This is a genomic window from Streptomyces griseoaurantiacus, from assembly GCF_036189845.1.
Lineage (GTDB): Bacteria > Actinomycetota > Actinomycetes > Streptomycetales > Streptomycetaceae > Streptomyces > Streptomyces griseoaurantiacus.
On sequence record NZ_CP108326.1, the window covers coordinates 641,770 to 665,156 of the forward strand.

Consider the following 23,387-nt stretch of genomic DNA (forward strand, 5'->3'; position numbering starts at 1 on the left):
GACTCTCCTGGTGTGCTCTGACTGATGGTGGAACACGGGGGCGGAGGGGCGGACGTGCCCGCTCCGGAGCACCGGATCCGCTTCACCCCGCCCGGGGGCGCGCCCTTCGCGGTGTCGGTCAGGACGCACCCGGCGTCGGTGAGACCGACTCCGCGCCCGGGCTGCTCTCCGCCCCGGAGGGCACCGCCGAAGGGGTCGCCGAGGACGCCGGCGGCGTCGGGCTCGACACCTGCGCCGGCCCGGTGGGCGGCGCCTCGCTCACGGCCGGCGGCGCGGAGTCCCGGCCGCCCGGCCGCCGCTTCTCCCGGGGCGGCCTCGACGCGCTCGCCCGCGGGCTGCGCGAGCCCCTCGGACGCGGCGAGCCGGAGGGCCGGACGGCCGCCGCGGACCCCCCTGCCCCGCCCGGCTCCGCGGGCACCGCCCCGGGGGACACCCCGCCGGCGGCCCCGCCGTCCGGCGTTCCCGGCACGTCCGCCTGCCGCGCCGGCGGCTTCGAGGTCGGCACCCCGGGCTGCAGGAGCGGCGCGATGGGCGGCTTCTTCGGGAGGGGTTCCGGGGTCATCCCGGACACCCACGCGTAGGAGAGCCCGCCGAGTCCGGCCAGCAGCACCACGCACAGCCCCCACCGCAGGCCGGGCCGCCCGGCCGTCATCCGCTTCCCGCCCCGCCACAGGCGTCCGCCCACCTTGACCGACAGGTAGACGACGCCGGCCATGGGGCACAGCAGCATGACGCAGCCGACGACGCCCATCAGTCCGGCGGCGAGCTCCCCGTGCGCGAAGGCGCCGCCGGTGCCGGTGATCTGCTCGGCCAGCGAGCGGAGCATGGTGGCGACGATCCGCGGCAGGTTCCACAGCGCGTAGCCGAGTTCGCCGAGGATCAGCGGCACCATGGTGAGCACCCACGTGGCCACGACCGCGCGGGCGGACCTCTTCAGCTCGGCCACCTCTGCGCGGGCCGCCCTCCCGCGCCGTCCGGGCACGAGCCCGAGCAGGATCGGTTTGATCTTGCCGTACAGATCGGGCACCCCGGCCAGGTCGCCGAGGATGTAGTACCCGTCGAGCCGCACGGCCGGCATGAGCTGTTCGAGGATCTCGAAGTGCCCGAGGTAGACGGCGGCGAGGAAGAAGGCCTGCCCGGTGGCGAAGTACGCGGCCGCCATGGCGAGCATGAACACCACGTTGAAGTAGATGCCGCCGAGGTCGGTGCGGAGCCGGCCGGCGCGGCCGATCCGGTAGACGTCGGTGACGTCCGTGTACATCGAGGGCCAGATCAGGAACAGCCCGCAGCCGATGCAGCCGGGCCGGGCGCCGCCGTAACGGCAGGCGGAGGCGTGCCCGAACTCGTGGAAGACGAGCGAGGCCACGGTGAGGACGAAGACGACCAGCAGCAGCACCGGCTGGTCGAGGACCTCCAGGACGGGGGTGATCGCGCCGAAGAACGCGAACAGCCACACGTCGAGGGCGGCCATGCCGGCCAGCACGGAGACCACCACCGCCGGACGGTGCAGCCAGGAGAGCGCGCGGGCGATGCCCGCGACCCGGCGCTCGTCGAAGATGACCCGGTGCCCCTTGAGCGCGAGCAGCAGGTCCGAACGGGGTGCGACGACCTCGTCCTCCTCCTGTCCCTCGGGAACCGTCACCCCGAGCGGGTCCAGCTTCTCCTCGATCAGATAGCGGACGTTGTCCGCGCTGAGCTCCCGCCCGAACCGGGCGCTGACCCGGTGGGCGATGGTCTCCGCGTCGCGGACGCCGTCGATCGAGGAGGCCACGAGGTACAGCAGCCGGGAGAGCTGCACGACCTGCCCGTCCCCCCGACGGGCGATGTACTTGGGTGCGGTGAACCCCGAGCCCTGGTACTCGCCGTGCAGCGCGAGCCCCGTGCTGAGCCGCGGCACTCCCGCGCCCTTCACGGTGACGACCGGCAGGGTGCCCGTGGCCGCCTGCTCGTAGGTCACGGGTATCCCCCCGGGCCCGGGCACCGGTCCGGTGTCCCGGGCCGCCGCCGCGTGGTCCCCCAGCAGCGTCATGTGCGTCTTCCTCCCCCCGGCGGCGGGCCGGACCTGCCCCCAGGTCCGGCCCGCCGGTGTCACCCTCGTAACGCGAGGGTCACTGGCCGATGTTGATCGACTGGGAGGCGGCCGACTGCGCCACCGACCAGTTCGAGTGGTCGTTGAGGGCGGCCGACTCGTTGTGCGCGTCGACGTTGGCGACGTGCTTGGTGATGTTCACCGTCTTGCCGAAGCTGAACTTGAGCCGGCCCAGCGCCTCGCGGCCGGGCAGCAGCTCCGCGGACTCGGCTTCCAGCTCGTGTGCGTCCATGCTCATGGCGTGTCCTTTCGTGGATACGGTCGTTGTGATGGTGTGACTGACCGGGTGCGCGGCCGGCGCCCCCGGCGTACCGCGGGTGACGAGACGTCGGAAGGTGGTACCGCCGCGGCGGGCGGAGATGAGGCGCCGCCGCGGCGGTACCGGGTGCCGTACGGCGAGCGGGGCGCCGGGACCGTACGGCACCGGCTCACTGGGCGATGTTGATGGACTGGGCGGCGCCCGAGTCCGCCACCGACCAGGCGCTGTGGTCGTTGAGCGCGGCGGAGGAGTTGTGGGCCCCGACGTTGGCGACGTGCTTGGTGACGTTCACCGTCTTGCCGAAGCTGAACTTCAGCCGGCCCAGCGCCTCGCGGCCGGGCAGCAGCTCCGCGGACTCGGCGTCGAGCTCACGAGGATCCATCATGGTCGATTCCCCCTCAGGGATCGTTGCGTGGTGCCGTCGGACGCGGTCAGGTCCCCCCGGATGCGCGTCCAACTAGGTCGGACGGGCTGTCCAACGAGATTGGACACTACGGGCGGGTGGGACGGTGACGCAAGCGGTTCGGGTGAACACCTTCCGGAAGCACCGAAGGTCGGCCCTAGAATGATCCGACGCGGAACGGTTCCGCCCGACGGCGAGCAGGAAGTGACCATCGGTGGCCAACGCACTGCAGCAGATCATCCGTGACCGGCTGGACCGCGAGGGCTGGTCGTACGGAGAGGTCGCCCGCCGCGGCGGTGTCCCCCGCTCCACCGTCCATCACCTGGCGACCGCCGAACACATGGCGCGCGTGCCCCAGCCGGCCACCCTCGAAGGGCTCGCCAAGGGGCTCGGACTGCCGCTGGACACCGTCCGCCGGGCCGCCGCCGAGGCCTGCGGCATCCATGTGTACGCGCCGGGCGCGGCCTCGGACGGCGAGGGCGCCGCCGGTACCGCCGCCTCCGACCCGGAGGTCGACGTCCTGATCGCCAGCGTGCAGCGGCTGTCCTCCGAGGACCGCCGCCATGTGGCGGCCCTCGTCGAGTCCCTGCTCAACCGCTCGCCCGACGAGGGGAAAGGCCGCTCCTGAGGAGGGCGGGTACGCCGGTCCGCCCGGCGCGCATACCGGAACCACCGCCCTCTCCCCGGTCACTTCACGGCAAACCGGCCACTCCCGCCCGAACACCCGGAAGCCGCGGCTAGTCTCTTCCCCTGCCTGGTGGCCGAGAGCCGTACGACCGGGCTTTCTGGGGGGAACCTTGCTCTTCGTACACGGCGGCCCCACCACCGCCATCGTCAAAGGGGCGACGGGAGAATCCGTGGTCCTGCTCTCCGGCGAACTGCCGTCCGACCTCACCGACGCCGCACTCGGCGAACTCCTCGACCTCGCGGCCGCCGTGCTCGGCGAGGAGGAACTGACGCTCTTCGCACGCTGCTTGCGCACCCTGCGGCGCGGCGAGGGCCCCACCCCGCAGCGCATCGAGATCAACGGCGCCGTGCTGACCGTCTACCGCGACTGACCGCCCGCCCCGGACCGGGCGGTCTGTCCCGCATCGCCGCCAACGGCCATGCTGGTCCCGGACGTTCGGCGATCACCGGGAGGTCGAAGGACATGACGGGGCGGACGCGGCGAGACATCGCGGTACGGCCGGCCGCGGGGCACACGGGGGCCGAGATCGAGGGCGTGGACCTCGCCGGGCCGCTCGAGGACGAGACGGTGGCACGGATCCGGGCGGCGCTGCTGCGCTGGAAGGTGCTCTTCTTCCGCGGGCAACGCCTCGACCACGCGGCCCACGTGGCGCTCGCCCGCCGCTTCGGCACGCCCGTGCGGCTCGGCCGGCGCGGCGGCGCCTCGCCGAAGGACGTGCCCGAGGTGGAGACCACGGCCGACCGCCTGGAGCTGGGCGGCCGGTTCGGCATGGAGCACGAGGAGTGGCTGCGGCGGCGCCGGCACTCCCTGCTGCGCGGCTGGCACTGCGACCACGGCGCCCGGATCGACCCGCCCGCCGCGACCATCCTGCGCGCCGAGACGGTGCCGCCGTACGGCGGGGACACCACCTGGTCGAACCTGGCGGCCGCGTACGCGGGACTGTCCGGGCCGGTACGGGAGTTCGTCGACGGACTGCGGGCCGAGCACCGGCTCGGCGTCGGCTACCAGCCGCGGCCCGGCGAGGACGCCTATCTGCGCCATCTGCTGGACCATCAGGTCGCCAGCGTGCACCCGCTGGTCCGGGTGCACCCCGAGAGCGGGGAGCGGCTGCTGTACGTCAACGGCTACTACGTCGAGCAGATCCGCGACCTCTCGCGGGCCGAGAGCGCGGCGCTCCTCGACATGCTGCTGGAGCAGGCGGTGCGGCCCGAGTACACCGTGCGGTTCCGCTGGGAGCCGGGCAGCGTGGCCTTCTGGGACAACCGGGCGACCATCCACCTCGCACCCGGCGACACCGCCCATCTCGGCCATCCACGGGTGATGCACCGGGTGATGCTGGAGGGGGAGGTGCCGGTGGGCGTCGACGGCCGGCCCTCGCAGGCGCTCACGGGCACGGAGCCGGGCCGCTGGTGAGCCGCCCCGCGCGGGGCCTCAGCCCTGGCCCCGTTCCGCCTCCCGGCGCAGGTAGTTGCTGACCTGACCGGCGAGGTCGGCCGCGCCGGCGTCGGCGCGCGCGGCGGCCGTCTCGGTCACGCCCGCGGGCAGGGTCAGGTCGGCCGACCACAGGTGCCGGTCGGTCCATTCCTCGTCCATCCGCACATGCACCTGGATGTCGACGCGGTGCAGCGAGGTGTCCGCGGCGGCCGCGTAGAGCACGGCGGTGGCCCGGCGCAGCGGGTAGACGTCGTACCCCTCGATGAACTGGGAGTTCCGCCAGTCCAGGAGGGCGCTCTCGCCGTCGGCGCCGGTGCGCACGTCGAGCTGGCCGTCCTCGAGGTGGACGCCGACCGGGGCCGGGCCGCGGTTCTCGACGGTCACCCGGAACCGGAAGTAGGTGAGCCCCTCGGCGGCCTCCTCGCGGCCCCGCGGGGGCTCCGCCTTCTCCAGGCCGTGGACGCGCACGCGCAGGCCGGCCCGGTCCTGGTCGTACTCCTGCCAGTCCCCGATGACATTGGGCTCGCGCACGTTTCACCTCTCCGTTTCCGCGCATGCTTCCTATCCGCGCGCGGAACAGGGTGTCAAATGCACGGAACCCGTCACGGCCTGCCCGTTTGCCCCGCTTGATCACCGATCAAGCCGTGCGCTGCCACGATCCCTCCCGGGCCGCACCGGGGGCCTCCCGCCCACGTGTCACACATCACGCCGGGTACGGCCGCCGGGGCTCCGGGCGCCGGGAAGAACTCCCCGCCGCCGGCACGGCGCTGGCACACTGCTCGGCATGCCGCCGCTCACTCCCGCCCGCGCCCTCCTCCTGCTCGTCAGCGGCCTGGTGTGCCTCACCACGGCGAGCGGCGCGCTGGTGGGCGCGCTGTTCGGCGGACCGGCCACCGCCCTCCTCGCGGCCGCCTGCGCGGGCGGCGCGGGGCTGGCCGGCTCCCTCTTCGCGCGGCGCCGGGCGCTCGCGCACTTCGCGGCGGCGCAGCGGCGGGTGGGGGCGCAGGGGTACGCCGAGGGGATCGCGCACGGGGTGCTCGCCCACGTCACCGCGTACGAGGCCGCGGTCTTCCCCTGTACGGGGCCGGGCGGGGTGACGTCCGAGGAGCGGGTGGCGCGGCGGACCGTCGCCTACCGGACGGCGGCGCTGGAGGAGGTGCCGCAGCCGGTGCGGGAGGCGGCGGCCGACGCGCTGGCCGTGCTCGACGAGGCGGACCGCGCGGCCGCCCGGGACGCCCTGGCGCGGCTGGCGACGCTGGTGCGGCAGGAGTACGCGCGGCCCTGAGGGGACCCGGGTCTCCCCCGCGGCGGACCCGTCCGGTCGTTGAGCGGCCGGCGCGTCCGGGACGTACCCCAGGGCATGCCGACCTTCCTGCCCGTCCGGCGCCCGTCCGAGGCCGCCCCTCCCCCGGCGCGGCCCGCCCGGGCGGCGACCGCCCCACTCCGCCGCCGGTGGGCCACGGTGGTGGCGGTGCTGCTCCTGCTGGCGCAGATGGCCGTCGGCATGGTCACCGGGGCCGCGCGGCAGACGCCCACCATCGACGAGCCCGTGTACGCCGGCACGGCGCTGGTCTACGTCCGTGAGCACAGTCTGCGCTTCAATCCCGAGCACCCTCCTCTGGGCAAACTGATCGTCGCGAGCGGTGAGGTGTTCGCCCGACCCCGGCTGGCGCCCGGTTTCCAGGGGGACCAGGGGGCCCTCGGGCGGCGGCTGCTGTACGAGTCGGGGAACGACGCATGGCGGGTGATGTTCTGGGCGCGGCTGCCGGTGATCGTGCTGACGCTGCTGTTCGGCCTGGTCGTGTTCGCCTTCGCGCGTGATCTCACCGGCCGCCTCGGCGGGCTGGCGGCGCTGGCGCTGTACGCCTTCTCGCCCGACCTGATCGCCCACGGGGCGCTCGCCACGCTGGATGTGCCGGCGGTCGGCTTCGTCCTGGTGTCGGTGTGGCTGGTGTGGCGGGCGCGGGCGCGTCCGCTGCCGTATCTGCCGCTCGCCGGGCTGGCCCTGGGCGCGGCGGCGGCGACGAAGATGAGCACGCTGCCCGCGATCCCGGTGGTGCTGGGCCTGGCGGCGTGGTCGTACGCCACGGCCAGAGGAACGGGGGACGGCGAACGGGCGTTCCGGGCCCGGCTGCGGCCGCTGCTGCGGGCGGCCGGTGCGGCCGCGGGGGTGGGGCTGGTCGCGGTGGCCGTCGTCTGGGCCGCCTATCTGGTGGTCGATCCCCGGCTGCGCTGGGCGGCGGCGGCCCACGGGGTGCCCGAGGTACACGGACCGCGCGGGCTGCTGGTGCGGGCGCTGCCGTTCCCGGAGCCGTACCGGGACGGGATGCGGCTGCAGTTCGGCTTCGAGAACAAGCCGTGGCAGGGCTTCCTGTTCGGGCACGTCTACACCGGCAACCGCTGGTACTACCTGCCGGCCGCGCTGCTGGTGAAGACCCCGCTCGGCATGCTCGCCCTCTGGGCGGCGGGCGCGGTGGCCCTGCTCGCGGCGGTCCGGGCGCGGGCCGCGGCGCCCTACGTCCTGCTGCCCCCGGCCGTGCTGCTGATGGTGGCGATGGACGGGGCGCGGAACTTCGGCACCCGGTACGCGCTCTTCATGCCGGTGTTCCTGGCCGTGGCCGCGGCCTGCGTGCTCGCCGTGCGGCGGCGCTGGGCGTACGGGGCGGTGGCGGTACTGGTCGGCCTCGTCGCCGTCAGCTCGCTGCGGACGTACCCGTACTACCTGCCGTACGCGAACGAGGCGTTCGGCGGTCCGGCGAAGACGCGGCTTCGGCTGCACGACGCGAACGTGGACTGGGGGCAGGACCTCGGCCGGCTGGCCGGCCGGCTGCGGGAGCGGTACCCGGGCGAGAAGGTGTGGCTGGTCTACAAGGGCAGCGGGGTGCCCTCCTGGTACGGCATCCACGCCGCCGATCCCCGGAAGGCGGACCCGAGGGAGGTGCGGGGGCTGCTGGTGGTGTCGGACTCCTCGATCGCCAAGGCGCGAGGGCGGCTGGCGCTGCTGCTGCGCGACAGCCGGGAGGTGGACGAGGTCGGGCACTCGATCACGATCTTCCGGCGGTGACCGTGGCGACGGGCCTCGCCCGGAGTACCCGGGGGCCTCGGCCGTTCGGGGGGTTCGGGCGCTCCGGGCGCGTGGCGGCGGGCGGAGATGTCGACAACTGTGCCGTGGACCTGCCGCTGATCGCCCCGATGCTCGCCACCCCCGGCTCCCTGCCGCCCGCCCGGCAGGACGCGCGGTGGGCGTACGAGACCAAGCAGGACGGCCAGCGTGTCGTGGTCTATCTGCCGGGCGACGGCCGGATCGAGCTGCGGGCCCGCTCGGGGCAGCTCGTCACCGGCGCCTATCCGGAGCTGTCCCCGCTCGGGGCGGCGCTCGGGGACACGCCCGCCGTGCTCGACGGGGAGGTCGTGGTCCTGGACGAACAGGGGCGCGGGGACTTCCAGTTGCTGCAGTCCCGGATGGGGCTGGCGCACGCTCCGGCGCTCGCCGCCCGGCGGGCGGCACGCACTCCCGCGCATCTGGTGCTCTTCGACGTCATGCACCTGGGCGGCGAGTCGTCGACGGGACTGCCCTACACGCGGCGGCGCGCCCGGCTGGAGGGACTCAGGCTCGCCGGTGCGCACTGGTCGACTCCGGCCGCGCTGGTGGGCCACGGGGAGCGGGCGCTGGCCGCGACCCGGGAGCGGGGCCTGGAGGGGCTCGTGTGCAAGCGGCTCGACTCCGTGTACGAGCCGGGGGTGCGGTCACGGGCCTGGATCAAGATCCGCAATCTGCGCGTGGTGGACGTGCTCGTGGGCGGATGGCTGCCCGGGCGGGGGCGGCTGACGGGGCTGCCCGGGGCGGTGCTGGTCGGGCAGTGGGACGCGGCGGGGCGGCTGCGGTACGTGGGCAGCGTGGGGACCGGGTGGAGCGGGGCGGAACGGCGGGAGCTGGCGGATCTGCTGGCCGCGGGAGCGTCGGAGGTGTGCCCCTTCGACCCGGCGCCGAAGGTCGCGGGGGCGCGCTGGGTGGTGCCGGGGGTGGTGGGTGAGGTGCGGTACGGGGAGCGGACGCGGGCGGGGATGCTGCGGCAGCCCGCGTGGCTGCGGCTGCGGCCCGACCTGACTCCGGAGGAGTCGGCGGCACGGCTGCCGTGAGGGCGTCCCCGTGCCCTTCGCGGGGCGCGGGGGGCCGCCCTCACACGTGGCCGAGGCCTCCGCTGCCGAAGGAGCCGCTGGACCCCGGGTCCCAGCGGCGGCGGTGCTGGTCCTCCGCGTGCCGCGTCGAGGCGCGGTGCATGTCGTGCGGGAGGAGGCGGTCCTCGCCCTCCTCGCAGTGGTGGACCTCGTCGGCCTCCCTCATCTCGCTCTCCTCACGGACGGCCCCGCCGTCCGGGAGATGCGGTTGTTCGTCCGGCTTCGGGGGTCCCGGTTCCCGGGTGCGCACCGTGATGCCGAAGGTGACGGCCCAGATCAGCAGGCCCGCGATGACGAGACCGCCGATGAAGGCGCCGACGAGGTTGAACGTGTGGCTCGATGCGGCCAGCAGCAGCATGGTGTCCGTACTCATACATTGACCGTACTCCGGTATAAATCGGAATTCGAGGGATGAACTCTCCTCGCTCCGGCCCCTCCCGGCGCCCGGACGGTCAGACGCGGTGGTTGCGCAGTGCCGGGGTCACCGCCGCGAGCACCAGCGTCGCCACGACGACGAGCAGACCGCCGCCCGCGACGGCCGCCCGGGGGCCGAAGAGGGAGCCGCCCGTGCCGTGCAGGACGTCGGCGAGGCGGGGTCCTCCCGCGACCACCACCGTGAAGACACCCTGCATGCGCCCGCGCATCTCGTCCGTGGCCGCCGAGAGCAGGATGGCGCCGCGGAAGACCATGGACACCATGTCGGCGACGCCGGCCGCGGCGAGGAAGGCCACCGCGACCCACAGGTTGCCGCTCAGCCCGAAGCCGGTGACGGCCACGCCCCAGGCGACGACCGCGACGATCACCATGAGGCCGTGCCGTCGGGCCCGGGAGAACGTGCCCGACGCCAGGCCGCCGAGCACCGCGCCGATGGGGATGGCCGCGAAGAGCAGCCCCAGCGCGAGGCCCTCGCCGTGACCGCCGTACGTCTCCGCGGCGAGTTGCGGGAAGAGGGCGCGGGGCATGCCGAACACCATGGCGATGATGTCGGCGAGGAACGACAGCAGCAGGACCTTGTGGAGCGAGATGTACCGGAAGCCCTCCGCTATCGCCCCCAGTCCGGCCCGTCCGGCGGCGGCCGCGGCGGCGGTCAGCGGGGGCAGCGCGGGGAGCCGCACGACCGCCCACACGGTGACGCACAGGGCGAGCGCGTCGATGAGGTAGAGCTCCGAGAGGCCGATGACGGGGATGAGCACGCCGGCCAGCAGCGGGCCGGCCACGAGGCCCGTCTGCATCACCGTGGAGCCCAGCGCGTTGGCCGCGGGGAGCTCGTCCTCGGGCACGAGACGGGCGATGGAGGCGTTGCGGGCCGGGGAGTTGAGGCCGAAGAAGGCCTGCTGGAGGGCGAGCAGCACCATCAGCACGGCCACCGAGTCGAGCCCGGTGACCGCCTGCGCCCAGAACAGCACGGAGGTGGCGGCGATCCCGGAGTTGGTGAGCAGCAGGAGCCTGCGGCGGTCCATGCTGTCGGCGATCGCGCCGCCCCACAGGGCGAAGACGATCAGCGGGAGCAGCCCGGCGAGGCTCGCGTAGCCGACCCAGGCGGAGGAGCCGGTGATGTCGTAGATCTGCTTGGGCACGGCCACCGCGGTGAGCTGGCTGCCGACCGCCGTGACGATCGTGGAGGACCACAGCCGGCGGAAGGCGGGGTGGCGCAGCGGCCGGGTGTCCATGGTGAAGCGGCGCCATCCCCGGCGGGCTCCGCCGGTGTCCGGCGAGGCGGGATCGGGGGGCCCGGGGTCCGGCGCGGGGTCCGGGGAGGTGGTGCCGGGGCGGGCGGTCCGCACGGGGGTGTCGTCGTTCGCCGGCTCTGCCGTACTGCTCTCGCTGGTGTCCACGGGATCCCTGGATGCTCGCTACATCTTTCTGGTCAGGGTTCACTATCGCTCATCCGCGCGAGCGCCCCGAGGGCCGGTGGCGATCGGGGCCGAGGTCACGCGCCGAGAAGGAGCAGGGTGCCCATCGTGAGCATGGTGGCGGCGACCAGGCCGTCGAGCACCCGCCAGGCCGAGGGCCGGGTCAGGAGACGGCCGAGCGGACGGGCCCCGAAGCCGAGGGCGGCGAACCAGCAGAGGCTGGCGAGAGCGGCGCCGAGCCCGAAGCTCCAACGCAGTTCGCCGCGGTGGGCGGCGACCGAGCCGAGCAGGAAGACGGTGTCGAGGTAGACGTGCGGGTTGAGCCAGGTCATCGCCAGGCAGGTGAGGATCGCGCGCCGCCGTGAGCGCTCCGGCGTGCCCTCCACCCGCATCGCGCCGGGGCGCAGCACCCGGCGGGCGGCCAGGGCCCCGTAGCCGAGCAGGAACAGCCCGCCGACCACGCCGATGGCGGTGAGGGCGCCCGGCCGGGCCACCACGACCGCGCCCATTCCCCCGACCCCCGCGGCGATGAGCACCGCGTCCGAGAGCGCGCAGATGCCGACCACGGTGAGGACCGCCTCCCGGCGGGCGCCCTGGCGCAGGACGAAGGCGTTCTGGGCGCCGATGGCGACGATGAGGGAGAGGCCGGTGCCGAATCCGGCGGCAGCGGCGGCGAGGGCCTGCGCGTGGTTCATGCACCAGACCGTAAGGAGGATCTGATCAGCAGTACAGCTAATGATTCTTAGGTAGCTTTAGCAGATATGAAGATGAGCGGAGCCGAGGTCCCGGACGGGCGCGGGCTGGCGGAACTCCCCCTCGACCAGGTGCGGACGCTCCTCGCGGTGGTGGACGAGGGCACGTTCGACGCGGCCGCCCATGTCCTGCACGTGACGCCCTCGGCGGTCAGCCAGCGGGTGAAGGCGCTGGAGCAGCGCACGGGCCGGGTGCTGCTCACGCGCACCCGGCCGGTACGGGCCACCGAGTCGGGCGAGGTGGTGGTGCGGTTCGCCCGGCAGCTCGCCCGGCTGGAGAGGGACGCGCGCGAGGAGCTGGGAATGTCCGCCGACGCGGAGCCGACCCGGGTGTCGATCGCGGTCAACGCGGACTCGCTCGCCACCTGGTTCCTGCCCGCGCTGGGGCGGGTGCCCGCGGAGCTGCGGCTGAGCTACGAGCTGCGCCGGGAGGACGAGAGCCACACCGCCACGCTGCTGCGGGAGGGGCGGGTGATGGCGGCGGTGACCTCCTCGCCGGACCCGGTGACGGGCTGTTCGGTCCGCGCGCTGGGGCGGATGCGGTACGTGGCGGCGGCCGCGCCGGAGTTCGCCGGGCGGTGGTTCGGCGGAACGCTGCCGGCCGGGCCCGGCGGGGACCGGGCCCGCGCGGAGGACTTCGCCCGCGCTCCCGTGGTGGTCTTCGACCGGCGGGACGACTTCCAGGACCTGTTCGTCCGGCGCCTGGGCGGCCGGGGCGCCGGCGCCTGGCGGCATCACGTACCCACCTCGGAGGGGTTCCTCGACTCGGTGGTCGCGGGCCTCGGCTGGGGCATGGTGCCGGTGGCGCAGGCCGGCGGACTGCTGCGGAGCGGGGCGCTGACGGAGCCGGCACCGGGGCGGCCGCTGGACGTGCCGCTGTACTGGCAGCAGTGGAAGCTCGACTCCCCCGCGCTGGCGGCCGTCGCACGGGCCGTGGTCGCGGGAGCGGAGGAGGTGCTGCGGGGCGAGGAGTGAGCGGGCGCGGCCAGGTGCCGCGGGAGGAGGAGTGAGCGGGCGCGGCCGAGGTCCTGCGGGGCAGGACGGCCGGATGCGGCGGGTCAAGGCGCCCGGTGCGCACGGAGGTTGGCGGAGGGGCGGGTTCCGGGCCACGATGCGCACATGAAGGGTGATCTCTTTTCCAGTGACCACGTCGTACAGCCCGCCGTCGCGCCCGGCATGAGTGTGGAGAACGCCAAGTGCCTGCGGTACGTGGTGAACGGCGACATGCTCGCCCGGCAGGGCGCCATGGTGGCCTACCGCGGCAATCTGCAGTTCGAGCGCAAGGGCCAGGGGGTGGGCGGCATGCTCAAGCGGGCGGTCACCGGAGAGGGGCTGCCGCTGATGACCGTGCGCGGGCAGGGGGAGGCCTGGTTCGCGCACGAGGCGCAGAACTGTTTCGTCGTCGAGGTCGAGCCGGGTGACCTGTTCACGGTGAACGGGCGCAACGTGCTCTGCTTCGACTCGACGCTGCGGTACGACATCAAGACCGTGAAGGGCTCGGGCATCGCCGGGGGCGGGCTGTTCAACAGCGTCTTCTCGGGGCACGGCCGGCTGGGGCTGGTGTGCCAGGGCGACCCGCTGGTCATCCCGGTCTCCTCGCAGCAGCCGGTGTTCGTGGACACCGACGCGGTGGTCGGCTGGAGTGCCCACCTGACGACCTCGCTGCACCGCTCGCAGTCCATGGGGTCGATGCTGCGCGGCGGCTCGGGCGAGGTCGTGCAACTGCGGCTGGACGGCGAGGGTTTCGTGGTGGTGCGCCCCAGCGAGCAGAAGCCGCAGCAGGAGCACTGACGGCCCGCCGCGGGGACGGGGGCCGCGCGCCGTCCGGACCGTCCGTTCCGCCGGGCCTTCCGGGGGTGGGCGGCGCGGTACCGCGCCACCCGCCCCCGATTCTGCACATACGTTCGAATCACGGGTACGCTGGAGACATGGCCACGCACCTCCAGGGCTCCCTGTTCGACCAGACCGACGATCTCCGGCTCGGCCCGCTGGACGGGCTGCGCCGTACCCGGCTGAACGCCGGCGCCTGGATCGATCTGCTGCCGGGCTGGCTCACCGGGGCCGACAGCCTGTTCGAACGCCTGGTCCTCGACGTCCCGTGGCGGGCCGAGCGGCGCCGGATGTACGACCGGTCCGTCGACGTACCCCGGCTGCTCCGCTTCTACGGGCCCGGGGACCCCCTCCCCCACCCGCTGCTCGACGAGGCCCGCCAGGCGCTCTCCGTGCACTACGCCGACGAGCTGGGCGAACCCTTCGTCACGGCGGGGCTCTGCTACTACCGGGACGGCCGGGACAGCGTCGCCTGGCACGGCGACCGGATCGGGCGGAGCGCCCACGAGGACACGATGATCGCCATCCTCTCCGTCGGCGCGCCCCGCGACCTCGCGCTGCGGCCGCGCGGCGGAGGGCAGGTCCTGCGCCGCCCGCTCGGGCACGGCGACCTGATCGTGATGGGCGGCTCCTGCCAACGGACCTGGGAGCACGCGGTCCCCAAGACCAACCGGGCGGCCGGTCCCCGCATCAGCGTCCAGTTCCGCACGCGCGGCGTGCGCTGAGCGGCCCGCGGGCCCTCCGGCTCAGCCCTCACCCAGTTGTGCCTGCACCGCCGGGGCGTAGCGGTCCACGATCTCCTCGACCTCCGTGGCCCGCACATGGGCGCCGCGCGCGATGCCGTAGATCACCCCGAGCCCGAGCAGCGTGCCCACGCTCAGCTCGGCGCGGAGCCCGGCGTCGGGGCCGGTCAGCCGGGCGGCGAGCCGGTCGACGACCTGGGAGCGGAAGTTGGCGCGCAGGATGTCGCCCTGTTCACCCTGGAGCGGGGCGAAGACGATGCGTAGCAGCGGGTCGGCCCCGCGTTCGGTCTGGCCGAGCAGCAGATGGCGCACCATGTGGCGGCCCAGTTCGGCGAGCGGCGCGTCCAGCAGGGCCCCGACATCGGCCTCGAAGGACATGACCTGCGAGAAGAGGGTGTCCTTGTTGCCGAAGTACTTCAGGATCAGCGGCGGGCTGACGCCGGCCCGGTCGGCGACCGCCTTGAGGGTGATGTCGGCGTGGGCGTGCCGGGCCAGCAGGTACCGGGCCGCCCGCAGGATCTCCGCCCGGGTGGTCCGGGCGTCCCGGCGCCCGGGCGGCGCCGACGGCTCGGCCGTCCGCGGTGTCGTCACCGGCGTCACGCTCCTTCCAGCGCCCCCTTCTCGGAGACCGTCTCCACCACCGCCCCGCCGGCGCCCTCGCGACGGCCGGCCGGTGAGCCGGGGATGGTGAGGGCGACGGCGCAGGCCACGAGGGCGACGGTACCCGCCATCGCGAAGGACAGCAGGTATCCGTGCAGTGTGGGCACCGGGGCACCGCCGGCCTCGCGGGTGTGGTGGACCAGGACGGCGGCGACGGCCGCGCTGCACGTGGCCTGCCCGATGGTGCGCATGAGGACGTTGACGCCGTTCGCGGACGCCGTCTGCCCGGCCGGTACCGCCCGCAGGATCAGCGTGGGCAGGGCCGAGTAGGCGAGGGTGGTGCCCAGGGACACCACGGCCGAGCCCAGAATGATCATCCACAGGTCGGTGCTGTCGGCGATCCGCAGGACGTAGCCGAGGACGATGACCCCGGCGCCCAGCGCGAGTGTCACCCGGGGGCCGCGTGCGGTGGAGATGCGGGCCGAGACCGGCGAGAACAACAGCATGATCACGCCGCTGGGCAGCAGGCACAGGCCACTGGCCACGATGGAGAGGCCGAGCCCGTACCCGGTGCTCTTCGGCGCCTGCACGAGCTGGGCGGTGACGAGCGAGTTGGCGTAGAAGCCGAACCCGACGAGGAGCGCGGTGACGTGCGGCAGCGCCACCCGCGGCCGGACGGCGAGCCGCAGGTCGACCAGCGGCCGCGCGGCCCGGCGCTGCTGGACCCACCACAGGCTCATCACCAGCACGGCGGCGGCGAACAGGCCGAGGACGCGCCGGCTCGTCCAGCCCCAGCTGCCGCCCTGCGAGACCCCGAGGAGCAGCGCCGCCAGGCCCGCGGCGAGGCCCAGGGCGCCGAGCACGTCGAAGCGGCCGGGTTCGCGCACCGGCGACTCCCGCACCGCCCACCAGGCCAGGGCGACGCCGCTCGCGCCCAGGGCGCTGGTCACCCAGAACATCACGTGCCAGTCGGCGTACTGCACGATCAGCGCGGTGAGCGGCAGGCCGAGCGCGGCGCCGATTCCGACGGTGGAGCTCATCAGCGCCACGGCCGATCCGGTGCGTTCCGGCGGCAGTTCGTCGCGCAGGATGCTGATCGACAGCGGGACGACGGCGGCGGCCGCGCCCTGCAGTGCCCGGGCCGCGATGAGGACGCCGATCGTGGAGGTCAGGGCGCACATCACGGAGCCGGCGGTCATCAGCGCCAGGGCGCCGAGGAGGACCCGCCGCTTGCCGTACATGTCGCCGGCGCGGCCCAGCACGGGGGTGAGGACCGCGCCGGACAGCAGGGTGGCGGTGACCGTCCAGGAGACGGCGCCCGGGGAGGCGCCGGTCAGCCGGGGCAGGTCGGGCAGCAGGGGCACGACGACGGTCTGCATGACCGCCATGAGGATGCCCCCGTAGGCCAGCGCCGGCACCGTCATCCGTTCCCGCAGGGCCCCCCGTCCGCCGGGCTCCGGGGGAATGCCGGGGCCGGTGGACGGGGCGGGTATCGGGGCCACGGGTGCTCCAGGGGGCCGGTGCGGCACGCGGCGGGCCGCACGGGATCAGGTGAATGGTTATTCACCTTACCGGGTGAATGGCCATTCACCTCCCCCGCCCTCCGGCCCGCTCAGCGCTGGGCGCGGGCCGTGTGCACGGTGCGGGCCAGTCGCGGGCCGAGCCAGCGCTTCAGTCGGCGCAGTGCCTCGACCTGTCCGGCGGCCCGGTCGAGGTGGTAGTAGAGCTGCGGCGGCACGTACGGGAGCAGCGGGGAGTGCCGTTGGCCCAGCAGGGCGAACATCCGCTCGGGCGGCAGGTCGATGTACCGCGTGAGGTTCTCGTACCACTGGGCGCTGTGCCGCGCGGCGCTCTGCACGTGCAGCAGTTCGCCCTGGCGCCGGCGCTCGTAGGCGGAGAGCGCGGCGCCCAGGGCGGCCGAATCCTCCTCGGCGCCGTACGCGCGCAGCGACTCGGCCAGGGCGCAGGCGTCCTCCAGGGCGAGGGTGGTGCCGGCGCCGATGGAGTAGTGGGTCGTGTGGGCGGCGTCGCCGAGCAGGACCGTGTTGCCGTGGTGCCAGGTGTGGTTGGTGAGGGTGCGGAAGGTCAGCCACTGGGCGGAGCCGTCGGGCTGGGCGCGGCCCATGAGCGGGTGGCCGTCGAGCACGTCGGCGAACAGCTTCTCCAGCACGGCGCGGCCGTCGGCCTCGTTCGCCCGGTCAAGGCCGAGCCCGGCCCAGGTCTCCGGGGCGCATTCGACGACGCAGGTGCTGCGGTCGGTGTCGTAGGCGTACCCGTAGCACCAGATCCAGCCGTGGTCGGTCTCGACGAAGGCGAAGGTGAAGGAGTCGAAGACCTTGGTGGTGCCGAGCCAGATGTAGCGGTTGCGGCCGTGGGTGAGGGTGCTGCCGTAGTGCTCGCGGTGGAGGGTGCGGACGGCGCTGTGGACGCCGTCCCCCGCGACGAGCAGGTCGGCCTCGGGGAACGGGCCGCCGGCGGGGATCTCGTCCTCGTAGGAGATCTTGACGCCGAGACCGGCGGCACGGTCGGCGAGGAGGTCGAGGAGGCGGTGGCGGCCGATGCCGAAGCCCTCGTCGCCGTGGTGGACGGTGGTGCGGCCGCGCACATGGGCGGTGCCGTCGCTCCAGCGGACGGAGTGGGCGCGCAGGCTGTCGGCGGACTCGGGGTCGTGGGCCCGGAGGCGGTCGAGGAGGGGGGACCAGTAGGTGACGCCCCAGCCGTAGGTGGAACCGGCGGGGTCGCGTTCGTGGACGGTGAGCTCGTGGGACGGGTCCTGGAGTTTCATCAGGATCGCGAAGTAGAGGTTCGCGGGGCCGCCGCCGATGCACGTGATCTTCACGCGGGTCCTTCGGGAGTTGCGGTACGGTTCCGATCGACCACGGAGCGTAGCAGCGCGAGAGCGCGCGCCCGCCTTTTGTCCGCGATGTTCGCCGGTGTTCACGGCGCTTCCGACGTTCCCGGTCGCCGCCCGCCCCCGGAAGGACGCACGGTGCCCCCGAGTCCCCGTGAGGGGCGCTCGGGGGCACCGAGGGGTTCAGGAGGCCGTGCGGCACTCCGGATGGCCCCAGCCCTGGTCGTTCTTGGCGATCTGCTCGCCCGCGTCGTAGGAGCGGCCGCACACGCAGCGGCCGGGGAACTTGGCCTTGATCGTGCGGGCGGCGCTCCCCCGGGAGGGGGCCGTCCGCTTGCGGGTGCCCGCCGTGCCCGCCGCCCGTGTCGCCGTGCGGGCCGCCGGGGCGGAGGAGGGCGCCGGCTCCGGCGAGCCCAGCTCGCTGCCGGCGGGTTCCTGCACGACGGCCGCCTGGCTCGCGGCCCGGTCTGCGAAGTCGTTGAGCCGGTCGCCGTCGACCTGGTGGGCGGGCACGTAGCGGAACTCGACCTCGCGGCCGACCAGCAGCGAGTCGATGCGCTGGACCAGTTCCTGGTTGGCGACCGGCTTGCCCGCCGCCGTCTTCCAGCCCTTGCGCTTCCAGCCCGGCAGCCACTTGGTGACCGCGTTCATCGCGTACTGGGAGTCCATCCTGATCTCCAGCGGGACCTCCGGGTCCACCGCCGACAACAGCCGCTCCAGCGCGGTCAGTTCGGCGACGTTGTTGGTCGCCTTCCCCAGCGGTCCGGCTTCCCAGCGGGCCGGGACCTCGGCGTCGTCGGCGACGACCCAGGCCCATCCGGCGGGCCCGGGATTTCCCTTCGACGCCCCGTCACAGGCGGCCACCACACGTTCCAGCATGTCCCCGATCATGCCACGCCCGGCAGGCCGTCCCGAACGGCCGGCCCGGTCCGGCGGGCGCCCGCTACGTCACGTCCACGAGCTTCGGCATGGGCCCCTCGCTCCGCGCCATGTCGATCACGGTGAACGCGGCGCCCTGGGGGTCGCTCAGCGCGGCGAACCGGCCGAACGGGGTGTCCATCGGACCGAAGCGCAGCACGCCTCCCCGGTCGGTGGCCCGCCGGACCGCGGCGTCGCAGTCGTCCACCCCGAAGTTCACGTTGATGTAGGAGGGGACCTCCGGCGGGAAGTCCTCGGTCATCCGCATCCGGCCGAGCACCGGGTCGCCGCCCTCGCGGTTGCGGAAGACCACGAAGTCGACCTCGCTGTCCGCCATCCGCTGCGCCCGGTAGGGGAAGACGGCGGTCAGGAAGGCGTCGGTCTTCTCCGGTTCGCGGGAGAAGACGTCGGCCCAGCAGTAGGCGCCGGGCCTGGCGGTGGCCTCGAAGCCCTCGTGGGTGCCGCCCTGCCAGACGCCGAAGACGGCTCCCGCGGGCTCGCGGGCCAGCGCCATGGTGCCGAAGTCGCCGACCCGCATCGGCTCCAGGAGCACCTCGCCGCCGTTCTCGCGGATCCGGCCCACCGTCGCGGCGGCGTCGGAGGAGGCCAGGTAGAGGCACCAGGCGGACTGCCCCTCCTGGCCCGGCATCGGCGGGACGACGGCGGCCACCGCCTTGCCGTCCGAGAACGCCTGTGTGTAGTTGCCGTACTCGCTGGACGTCTCACCGAACGTCCAGCCGAGCACGTCGCCGTAGAAGCTCTTGGCTCCCTCCAGCTCGCCGAACATCGCGTCCGCCCAGATGGGCGTGCCCTCTGCAGGTGCGGTCATCGTGATCGACCTTCCCAGTTCGTGCCGGACAGCTTCGTCCCCCGCTCCCCGTCCCCCCTTTCGCGTCTTCCCGCTTCACGCTAGTCAGGGTTGGTGCGGGCCGCCCCCCGAGCGGCCCGCACCGGTCCGTGCGGCCCCCGGCTACTCCCCCGCGTACGCCTTCTCCAGTGCCGCGATGTCGAGCTTGGACATAGAGAGCATCGCCCGCATGGCGCGGTCGCCCTTCTCCCGGTCGGCGCCGGTGCCGCCGTACATCTGCATCAGCCGCTTCGGCACGACCTGCCAGGAGACGCCGAACCGGTCCTTGAGCCAGCCGCAGGGGCCCGGCTGTCCGCCGCCCTCCGTGAGCCGGTTCCAGTAGTGGTCGACCTCCTCCTGGTCCTCGCACATGATCTGGAAGGAGATCGCCTCGTTGAAGGTGAACTCGGGTCCGCCGTTGAGCGCCACGAACTCCTGGCCGTTGGCCGTGAACTCCACGGTCATGACCGCGCCCGCCTCGCCGGGGGTGTCCTCGGGGTAGGTGAGCGTGCGGCCGAGCCGGGAGTCCTTGAACACCGACACGTAGTACTCGGCCGCCTCCTGGGCCTTGCCGTCGAACCACAGACATGTGATGAAGCCCTTGTCGGCCATCGGTCTCTCCTCGGTTCCGGCACCCTCCTCGGGTGCGCTCGTCTTCCGCCTCGCCCCCACCCGCCGTCGCTGTCGCCGTCGTCGCGTGGAGGACCGTCACCCCCTACGACCGATCCTGGTCCGGAAACTCATCGGTGGCCCGCCGGGCGGATCCGGCCGGAGGTCGGGCTCTGCCCGTGGCGAATCTGCCGAGGGCCGAGAAAGCGACTGCGAGGGCCCCGCGCGGCCGACAGTGAAGGCAGTGCCGGCAACGGCAGTGCACGCGAAGGACGCACGTCGAAGGACGCACGTCGGAGAACCCGCGGACCGGGCACGCGCACCGGTCGTCCCCAGGAGGAACCATGGCCCCACCCCTCACGCTCGCCCCCCGCGCCGCGGAGGGCGACACCCCGCCGAGCCGCTTCGACGACCAGCTCGCCGCGCAGCTCCTCAACCAGCGGATCGTCTTCCTCGGGACCCAGGTCGACGAGGTCTCCGCCAACCGGATCTGTGCGCAGCTCCTGCTGCTGTCCGCGGAGGACCCGCGCACCGACATCGGGCTGTACATCAACAGCCCGGGCGGCTCCGTCACGGCCGGGCTGGCCATCTACGACACCATGCGGCTGATCCCCAACGACGTCTCGACGCTGGTGATGGGCTTCGCGGCCAGCATGGGGCAGTTCCTGCTGACCGTCGGCGCGCCCGGCAAGCGGCTGGCGCTGCCGAACGCGCGGATCATGATGCACCAGCCCTCGGCCGGCATCGGCGGGACCACCGCGGACATCGAGATCCAGGCGGAGAACCTGGCGTTCACCAAGAAGGCCATCGAGCGGATCACCGCCGAGCACACCGGGCAGAGCGAGGAGACGATCTCCCGCGACGGTGACCGGGACCGCTGGTTCACCGCCGAGCAGGCCAGGGACTACGGAATCGTGGACCGGGTGGTGGAGTCGCTCGCCGACGTCCGCCCGGCCGCCTCGCGCCGACGGACGGGACTGTGACCATGGGTTCGTACACGGTGCCGTATGTCGTCGAGCGGACCGCGCAGGGCGAGCGGTCCTACGACGTCTTCAGCCGGCTGCTCAGCGAGCGCATCGTCTTCCTGGGCACGGAGATCGACGACGGGGTCGCCAACGTGGTGATCGCCCAGCTCCTGCACCTGGAGTCCGCCAACCCGGAGCAGGAGATCTCGATCTACCTCAACTCCCCCGGCGGCTCCTTCACCTCTCTCATGGCGATCTACGACACGATGACGTTCGTGCGGGCGCCGATCTCCACGTTCTGCGTCGGTCAGGCGGCCTCGACGGCCGCGGTGCTGCTGGCGGGCGGCGACCCGGGGCGGCGCTTCGTCCTCGAACACGCGCGGGTGCTGCTCGGGCAGCCGGCCGCGGGTGGGGCGCAGGGCACGGTCTCGGACCTCGCCCTGCGGGCCAAGGAGATGGTGCGGATCCGTGCCCAGGTGGAGGAGGTGCTCTCCCGGCACACCCCGCACGACGTGGCGACGCTGCGGGCGGACATGGACCGGGACAAGGTCTTCACCGCCGAGGAGGCCGTCGCCTACGGGCTGGCCGACGAGGTGCTCAGCCGCAGGCTCCTGCCCGTCTGACGCACGCCCGGGAGGACGCACGGCGCCGCCCCCGTCCGCATCCGCCTCGGACGGGGGCGGCGCCGTGCCTGCTCAGGCGGCCAGGCAGAGGCCGTCGTGCGAGGCGGTCGGGCCCGCGTTCCGGCCGGTGGGGCGGGGCCGGGAGTACCGCAGCAGTTCGTCCCGGGTCCGGGAGAGGAGGTCGCCGAGGCCGAGGCCGAGGGCCCGGGCGGCCGCCGCGAGGACCTCGGAGGAGGCCTCCTTGCGGCCGCGCTCCAGCTCGGACAGGTACGGCATCGAGATGCGGGCCGCCTCGGCCACGTCCTTGAGCGTGCGGTCCTGGGCGAGGCGCTCGCGCCGCAGCACCTCGCCGACGAGATCCCGCCACAGCGGCTCACGGACGGCGGGCGCCCCCGCCGGGTCCGGGGTGCGGGCCGGGGCGACGGGCCCGGAGACCCGGCGGAGGGGGACGACACGGACCTGACGGGAGGCGCGGGGCGCGTTGGGCTGCATCACCCCAGCCTAGGGACGCACCGCCGCGGGGGAAGACGGCGGCGTTCCGCCCTGCGAGAAGTCCCCGATGAGGAGGCCCGGGGCGGGCGGATCCAGCCGGATCGACCCGGATGGGACCTTTTCGACCCATGCTGCGTACAGTGGGCCGGGCAGGAGGGAACGCACGAGAAATTTTTTCGAAGTGGGTGACATGCAAGGCGGCAACCCGGGTAACTGCGGGACACGACGCTTTGGACACGCCCGATCAGAGCTGAAGAGTTGAGTTCCGTGGGAGAGGTAGTAATGGAAACCACCATGAGCCGGACGACGGTCGCCGAGAGCACGACCGGCACCGCTACTGGTGAGGACCCGCTGCCCACCGTCGTGGACCCGCGTACGGTGGCCCCCCGTGACGCACGGGAGCTGTCCCGCCAGTTCTTCCAGCGCCTCAGCGTGCTGGAGGAGGGCACGCACGAGTACCAGTACGCGCGCAACACGCTGATCGAGATGAACATGTCGCTCGTGCGGTTCGCGGCGGGGCGCTTCCGCAATCGCGGTGACGACATGGAGGACATCGTCCAGGTCGGCATGATCGGCCTGATCAAGGCGATCGACCGGTTCGAGATCTCCCGCGAGGTGGAGTTCACCTCCTTCGCGCTCCCCTACATCGTGGGCGAGATCAAGCGTTTCTTCCGCGACACCACGTGGGCGGTGCACGTGCCGCGCCGGCTCCAGGAGCTGCGCGTGGAGCTGGCCAAGGCGCGCGAGGAGCTGTCCAGCCGCCTGGACCGCGACCCGACGGTGGCCGAGCTGGCCACGCTGATGAACCTGCCCGAGAAGGACGTCGTCGAGGCGCAGATCGCGGCCAACGGCTACAACTCCTCCTCGCTGGACGCCGCCCTCTCCGGTGAGGACCAGGACGGCGAGGCCGTGCTGTCGGACTTCATCGGCGCGGAGGACGAGGCGATGGGCCTCGTCGAGGACTTCCACACGCTGGCCCCGCTGGTCGCCGAGCTCAGCGAGCGCGACCGCCGGATCATCCACATGCGCTTCGTCGAGGAGGCCACGCAGGCCGACATCGGCGCGCAGCTCGGCTGCTCGCAGATGCACGTCTCGCGGCTGATCAAGCGGATCATCGAGCAGCTCCGCACCGGCATGCTGGCCGACGTGGACCGGGTCGAGTCCACCCGCTGACGGCGTCCGCATCCCCCGGAACACTTCAACGGTGCCGGCCCCTCGCTTCGAGGAGGGGCCGGCACCGTTCGCGTTCCCG

26 protein-coding genes are annotated in these 23,387 nt (G+C 73.5%); 12 read left to right on the forward strand and 14 right to left on the reverse strand.

The features are described 5' to 3' along the window. Positions 1–118: 118 nt before the first annotated feature. The 3 genes from OHB09_RS02935 to OHB09_RS02945 all read right to left on the reverse strand — a co-directional run bounded on the left by OHB09_RS02935 (position 119) and on the right by OHB09_RS02945 (position 2,733). Positions 119–2,029, reverse strand: a complete 1,911-nt coding sequence (locus OHB09_RS02935) for a zinc metalloprotease (RefSeq protein ID WP_328921568.1) — start codon at positions 2,027–2,029, stop codon at positions 119–121. 79 nt (positions 2,030–2,108) lie between these two features. Beyond that, positions 2,109–2,327, reverse strand: a complete 219-nt coding sequence (locus OHB09_RS02940) for a hypothetical protein (protein WP_006140342.1) — start codon at positions 2,325–2,327, stop codon at positions 2,109–2,111. Between the two features lie 190 nt (positions 2,328–2,517). After that, positions 2,518–2,733, reverse strand: a complete 216-nt coding sequence (locus OHB09_RS02945; protein ID WP_040895279.1) for a hypothetical protein — start codon at positions 2,731–2,733, stop codon at positions 2,518–2,520. Positions 2,734–2,965: 232 nt separating this feature from the next. Between OHB09_RS02945 and OHB09_RS02950 the strand changes: the two genes are divergently transcribed. From OHB09_RS02950 to OHB09_RS02960, 3 genes are all read left to right on the forward strand, one after another. Then, positions 2,966–3,379: a helix-turn-helix domain-containing protein gene (locus OHB09_RS02950; RefSeq protein WP_328921569.1), complete on the forward strand. Its 414-nt coding sequence runs from the start codon at positions 2,966–2,968 to the stop codon at positions 3,377–3,379. Between the two features lie 169 nt (positions 3,380–3,548). Beyond that, positions 3,549–3,809, forward strand: coding sequence for a hypothetical protein (locus tag OHB09_RS02955; RefSeq protein ID WP_050811188.1), 261 nt, complete (start codon positions 3,549–3,551; stop codon positions 3,807–3,809). 92 nt (positions 3,810–3,901) lie between these two features. Continuing rightward, complete coding sequence (locus OHB09_RS02960) at positions 3,902–4,852, forward strand: TauD/TfdA dioxygenase family protein (protein ID WP_006140338.1); 951 nt, start codon at positions 3,902–3,904, stop codon at positions 4,850–4,852. An 18-nt stretch (positions 4,853–4,870) separates the two neighbouring features. Here OHB09_RS02960 and OHB09_RS02965 read toward each other — a convergent pair whose 3' ends face one another. Continuing rightward, positions 4,871–5,404, reverse strand: a complete 534-nt coding sequence (locus tag OHB09_RS02965; RefSeq protein ID WP_093590362.1) for a hypothetical protein — start codon at positions 5,402–5,404, stop codon at positions 4,871–4,873. A 253-nt stretch (positions 5,405–5,657) separates the two neighbouring features. Between OHB09_RS02965 and OHB09_RS02970 the strand changes: the two genes are divergently transcribed. The 3 genes from OHB09_RS02970 (at position 5,658) to OHB09_RS02980 (ending at position 9,013) form a co-directional block, all read left to right on the forward strand. Then, entirely contained in the window at positions 5,658–6,158 is a 501-nt protein-coding gene (locus OHB09_RS02970) for a hypothetical protein (protein ID WP_093590359.1), read from the forward strand. A gap of 75 nt (positions 6,159–6,233) precedes the next feature. Then, complete coding sequence (locus OHB09_RS02975) at positions 6,234–7,937, forward strand: phospholipid carrier-dependent glycosyltransferase (protein ID WP_407077304.1); 1,704 nt, start codon at positions 6,234–6,236, stop codon at positions 7,935–7,937. A gap of 104 nt (positions 7,938–8,041) precedes the next feature. Then, the gene (locus tag OHB09_RS02980) at positions 8,042–9,013 is read left to right on the forward strand and encodes an ATP-dependent DNA ligase (RefSeq protein WP_006140334.1); all 972 of its coding nucleotides are present in this window, start codon (positions 8,042–8,044) and stop codon (positions 9,011–9,013) included. Positions 9,014–9,053: 40 nt separating this feature from the next. On the opposite strand, the gene OHB09_RS02985 is transcribed toward OHB09_RS02980, so the two are convergent. From OHB09_RS02985 to OHB09_RS02995, 3 genes are all read right to left on the reverse strand, one after another. Further along, positions 9,054–9,425 carry a DUF6479 family protein gene (locus OHB09_RS02985; RefSeq protein ID WP_006140333.1) on the reverse strand — a complete coding sequence of 124 codons (372 nt, stop codon included), beginning with the start codon at positions 9,423–9,425 and terminating at the stop codon, positions 9,054–9,056. 79 nt (positions 9,426–9,504) lie between these two features. Continuing rightward, positions 9,505–10,887, reverse strand: a complete 1,383-nt coding sequence (locus tag OHB09_RS02990; RefSeq protein WP_006140332.1) for an MFS transporter — start codon at positions 10,885–10,887, stop codon at positions 9,505–9,507. Between the two features lie 95 nt (positions 10,888–10,982). Then, positions 10,983–11,600 (reverse strand): LysE/ArgO family amino acid transporter, encoded by a 618-nt coding sequence (locus OHB09_RS02995; protein ID WP_006140331.1) that lies wholly within the window; start codon positions 11,598–11,600, stop codon positions 10,983–10,985. 66 nt (positions 11,601–11,666) lie between these two features. Between OHB09_RS02995 and OHB09_RS03000 the strand changes: the two genes are divergently transcribed. The 3 genes from OHB09_RS03000 to OHB09_RS03010 all read left to right on the forward strand — a co-directional run bounded on the left by OHB09_RS03000 (position 11,667) and on the right by OHB09_RS03010 (position 14,212). Next, positions 11,667–12,632, forward strand: coding sequence for a LysR family transcriptional regulator ArgP (locus tag OHB09_RS03000; RefSeq protein ID WP_328921570.1), 966 nt, complete (start codon positions 11,667–11,669; stop codon positions 12,630–12,632). Between the two features lie 144 nt (positions 12,633–12,776). Next, on the forward strand, positions 12,777–13,448 hold the full coding sequence (locus tag OHB09_RS03005; RefSeq protein ID WP_006140329.1) for an AIM24 family protein: 672 nt from the start codon (positions 12,777–12,779) through the stop codon (positions 13,446–13,448). Between the two features lie 137 nt (positions 13,449–13,585). Further along, a complete protein-coding gene (locus OHB09_RS03010; RefSeq protein ID WP_319118638.1) occupies positions 13,586–14,212 on the forward strand; it encodes an alpha-ketoglutarate-dependent dioxygenase AlkB in 627 nt (208 codons plus the stop codon). 21 nt (positions 14,213–14,233) lie between these two features. Here OHB09_RS03010 and OHB09_RS03015 read toward each other — a convergent pair whose 3' ends face one another. The 6 genes from OHB09_RS03015 to OHB09_RS03040 form a co-directional block, all read right to left on the reverse strand. Next, complete coding sequence (locus tag OHB09_RS03015) at positions 14,234–14,830, reverse strand: TetR/AcrR family transcriptional regulator (protein WP_191891756.1); 597 nt, start codon at positions 14,828–14,830, stop codon at positions 14,234–14,236. After that, positions 14,827–16,254, reverse strand: a complete 1,428-nt coding sequence (locus OHB09_RS03020; protein WP_328922983.1) for an MFS transporter — start codon at positions 16,252–16,254, stop codon at positions 14,827–14,829. Before OHB09_RS03020 ends, OHB09_RS03015 begins: the two co-directional genes overlap by 4 nt. A 188-nt stretch (positions 16,255–16,442) precedes the next feature. After that, entirely contained in the window at positions 16,443–17,669 is a 1,227-nt protein-coding gene (locus OHB09_RS03025) for an FAD-dependent monooxygenase (protein WP_328921571.1), read from the reverse strand. 195 nt (positions 17,670–17,864) lie between these two features. Then, entirely contained in the window at positions 17,865–18,572 is a 708-nt protein-coding gene (locus tag OHB09_RS03030) for a ribonuclease H family protein (RefSeq protein ID WP_234527792.1), read from the reverse strand. Positions 18,573–18,624: 52 nt separating this feature from the next. Then, the gene (locus OHB09_RS03035) at positions 18,625–19,428 is read right to left on the reverse strand and encodes a VOC family protein (protein ID WP_167794603.1); all 804 of its coding nucleotides are present in this window, start codon (positions 19,426–19,428) and stop codon (positions 18,625–18,627) included. A 141-nt stretch (positions 19,429–19,569) separates the two neighbouring features. Beyond that, positions 19,570–20,058, reverse strand: coding sequence for a VOC family protein (locus OHB09_RS03040; RefSeq protein WP_006140322.1), 489 nt, complete (start codon positions 20,056–20,058; stop codon positions 19,570–19,572). A gap of 341 nt (positions 20,059–20,399) precedes the next feature. Between OHB09_RS03040 and OHB09_RS03045 the strand changes: the two genes are divergently transcribed. Together OHB09_RS03045 and OHB09_RS03050 are read left to right on the forward strand one after the other, a co-directional pair. Then, complete coding sequence (locus OHB09_RS03045) at positions 20,400–21,038, forward strand: ATP-dependent Clp protease proteolytic subunit (protein WP_006140321.1); 639 nt, start codon at positions 20,400–20,402, stop codon at positions 21,036–21,038. A 2-nt stretch (positions 21,039–21,040) separates the two neighbouring features. Continuing rightward, entirely contained in the window at positions 21,041–21,643 is a 603-nt protein-coding gene (locus tag OHB09_RS03050) for a ClpP family protease (RefSeq protein ID WP_040895277.1), read from the forward strand. 72 nt (positions 21,644–21,715) lie between these two features. Here the strand turns inward: OHB09_RS03050 and OHB09_RS03055 are convergent, their stop codons facing one another. After that, positions 21,716–22,135: a helix-turn-helix domain-containing protein gene (locus OHB09_RS03055; RefSeq protein WP_191891754.1), complete on the reverse strand. Its 420-nt coding sequence runs from the start codon at positions 22,133–22,135 to the stop codon at positions 21,716–21,718. 282 nt (positions 22,136–22,417) lie between these two features. Here OHB09_RS03055 and OHB09_RS03060 point away from each other — a divergent pair, with 282 nt between their 5' ends. Then, complete coding sequence (locus OHB09_RS03060; RefSeq protein ID WP_040895275.1) at positions 22,418–23,308, forward strand: RNA polymerase sigma factor SigF; 891 nt, start codon at positions 22,418–22,420, stop codon at positions 23,306–23,308. Positions 23,309–23,387 lie beyond the last annotated feature (79 nt).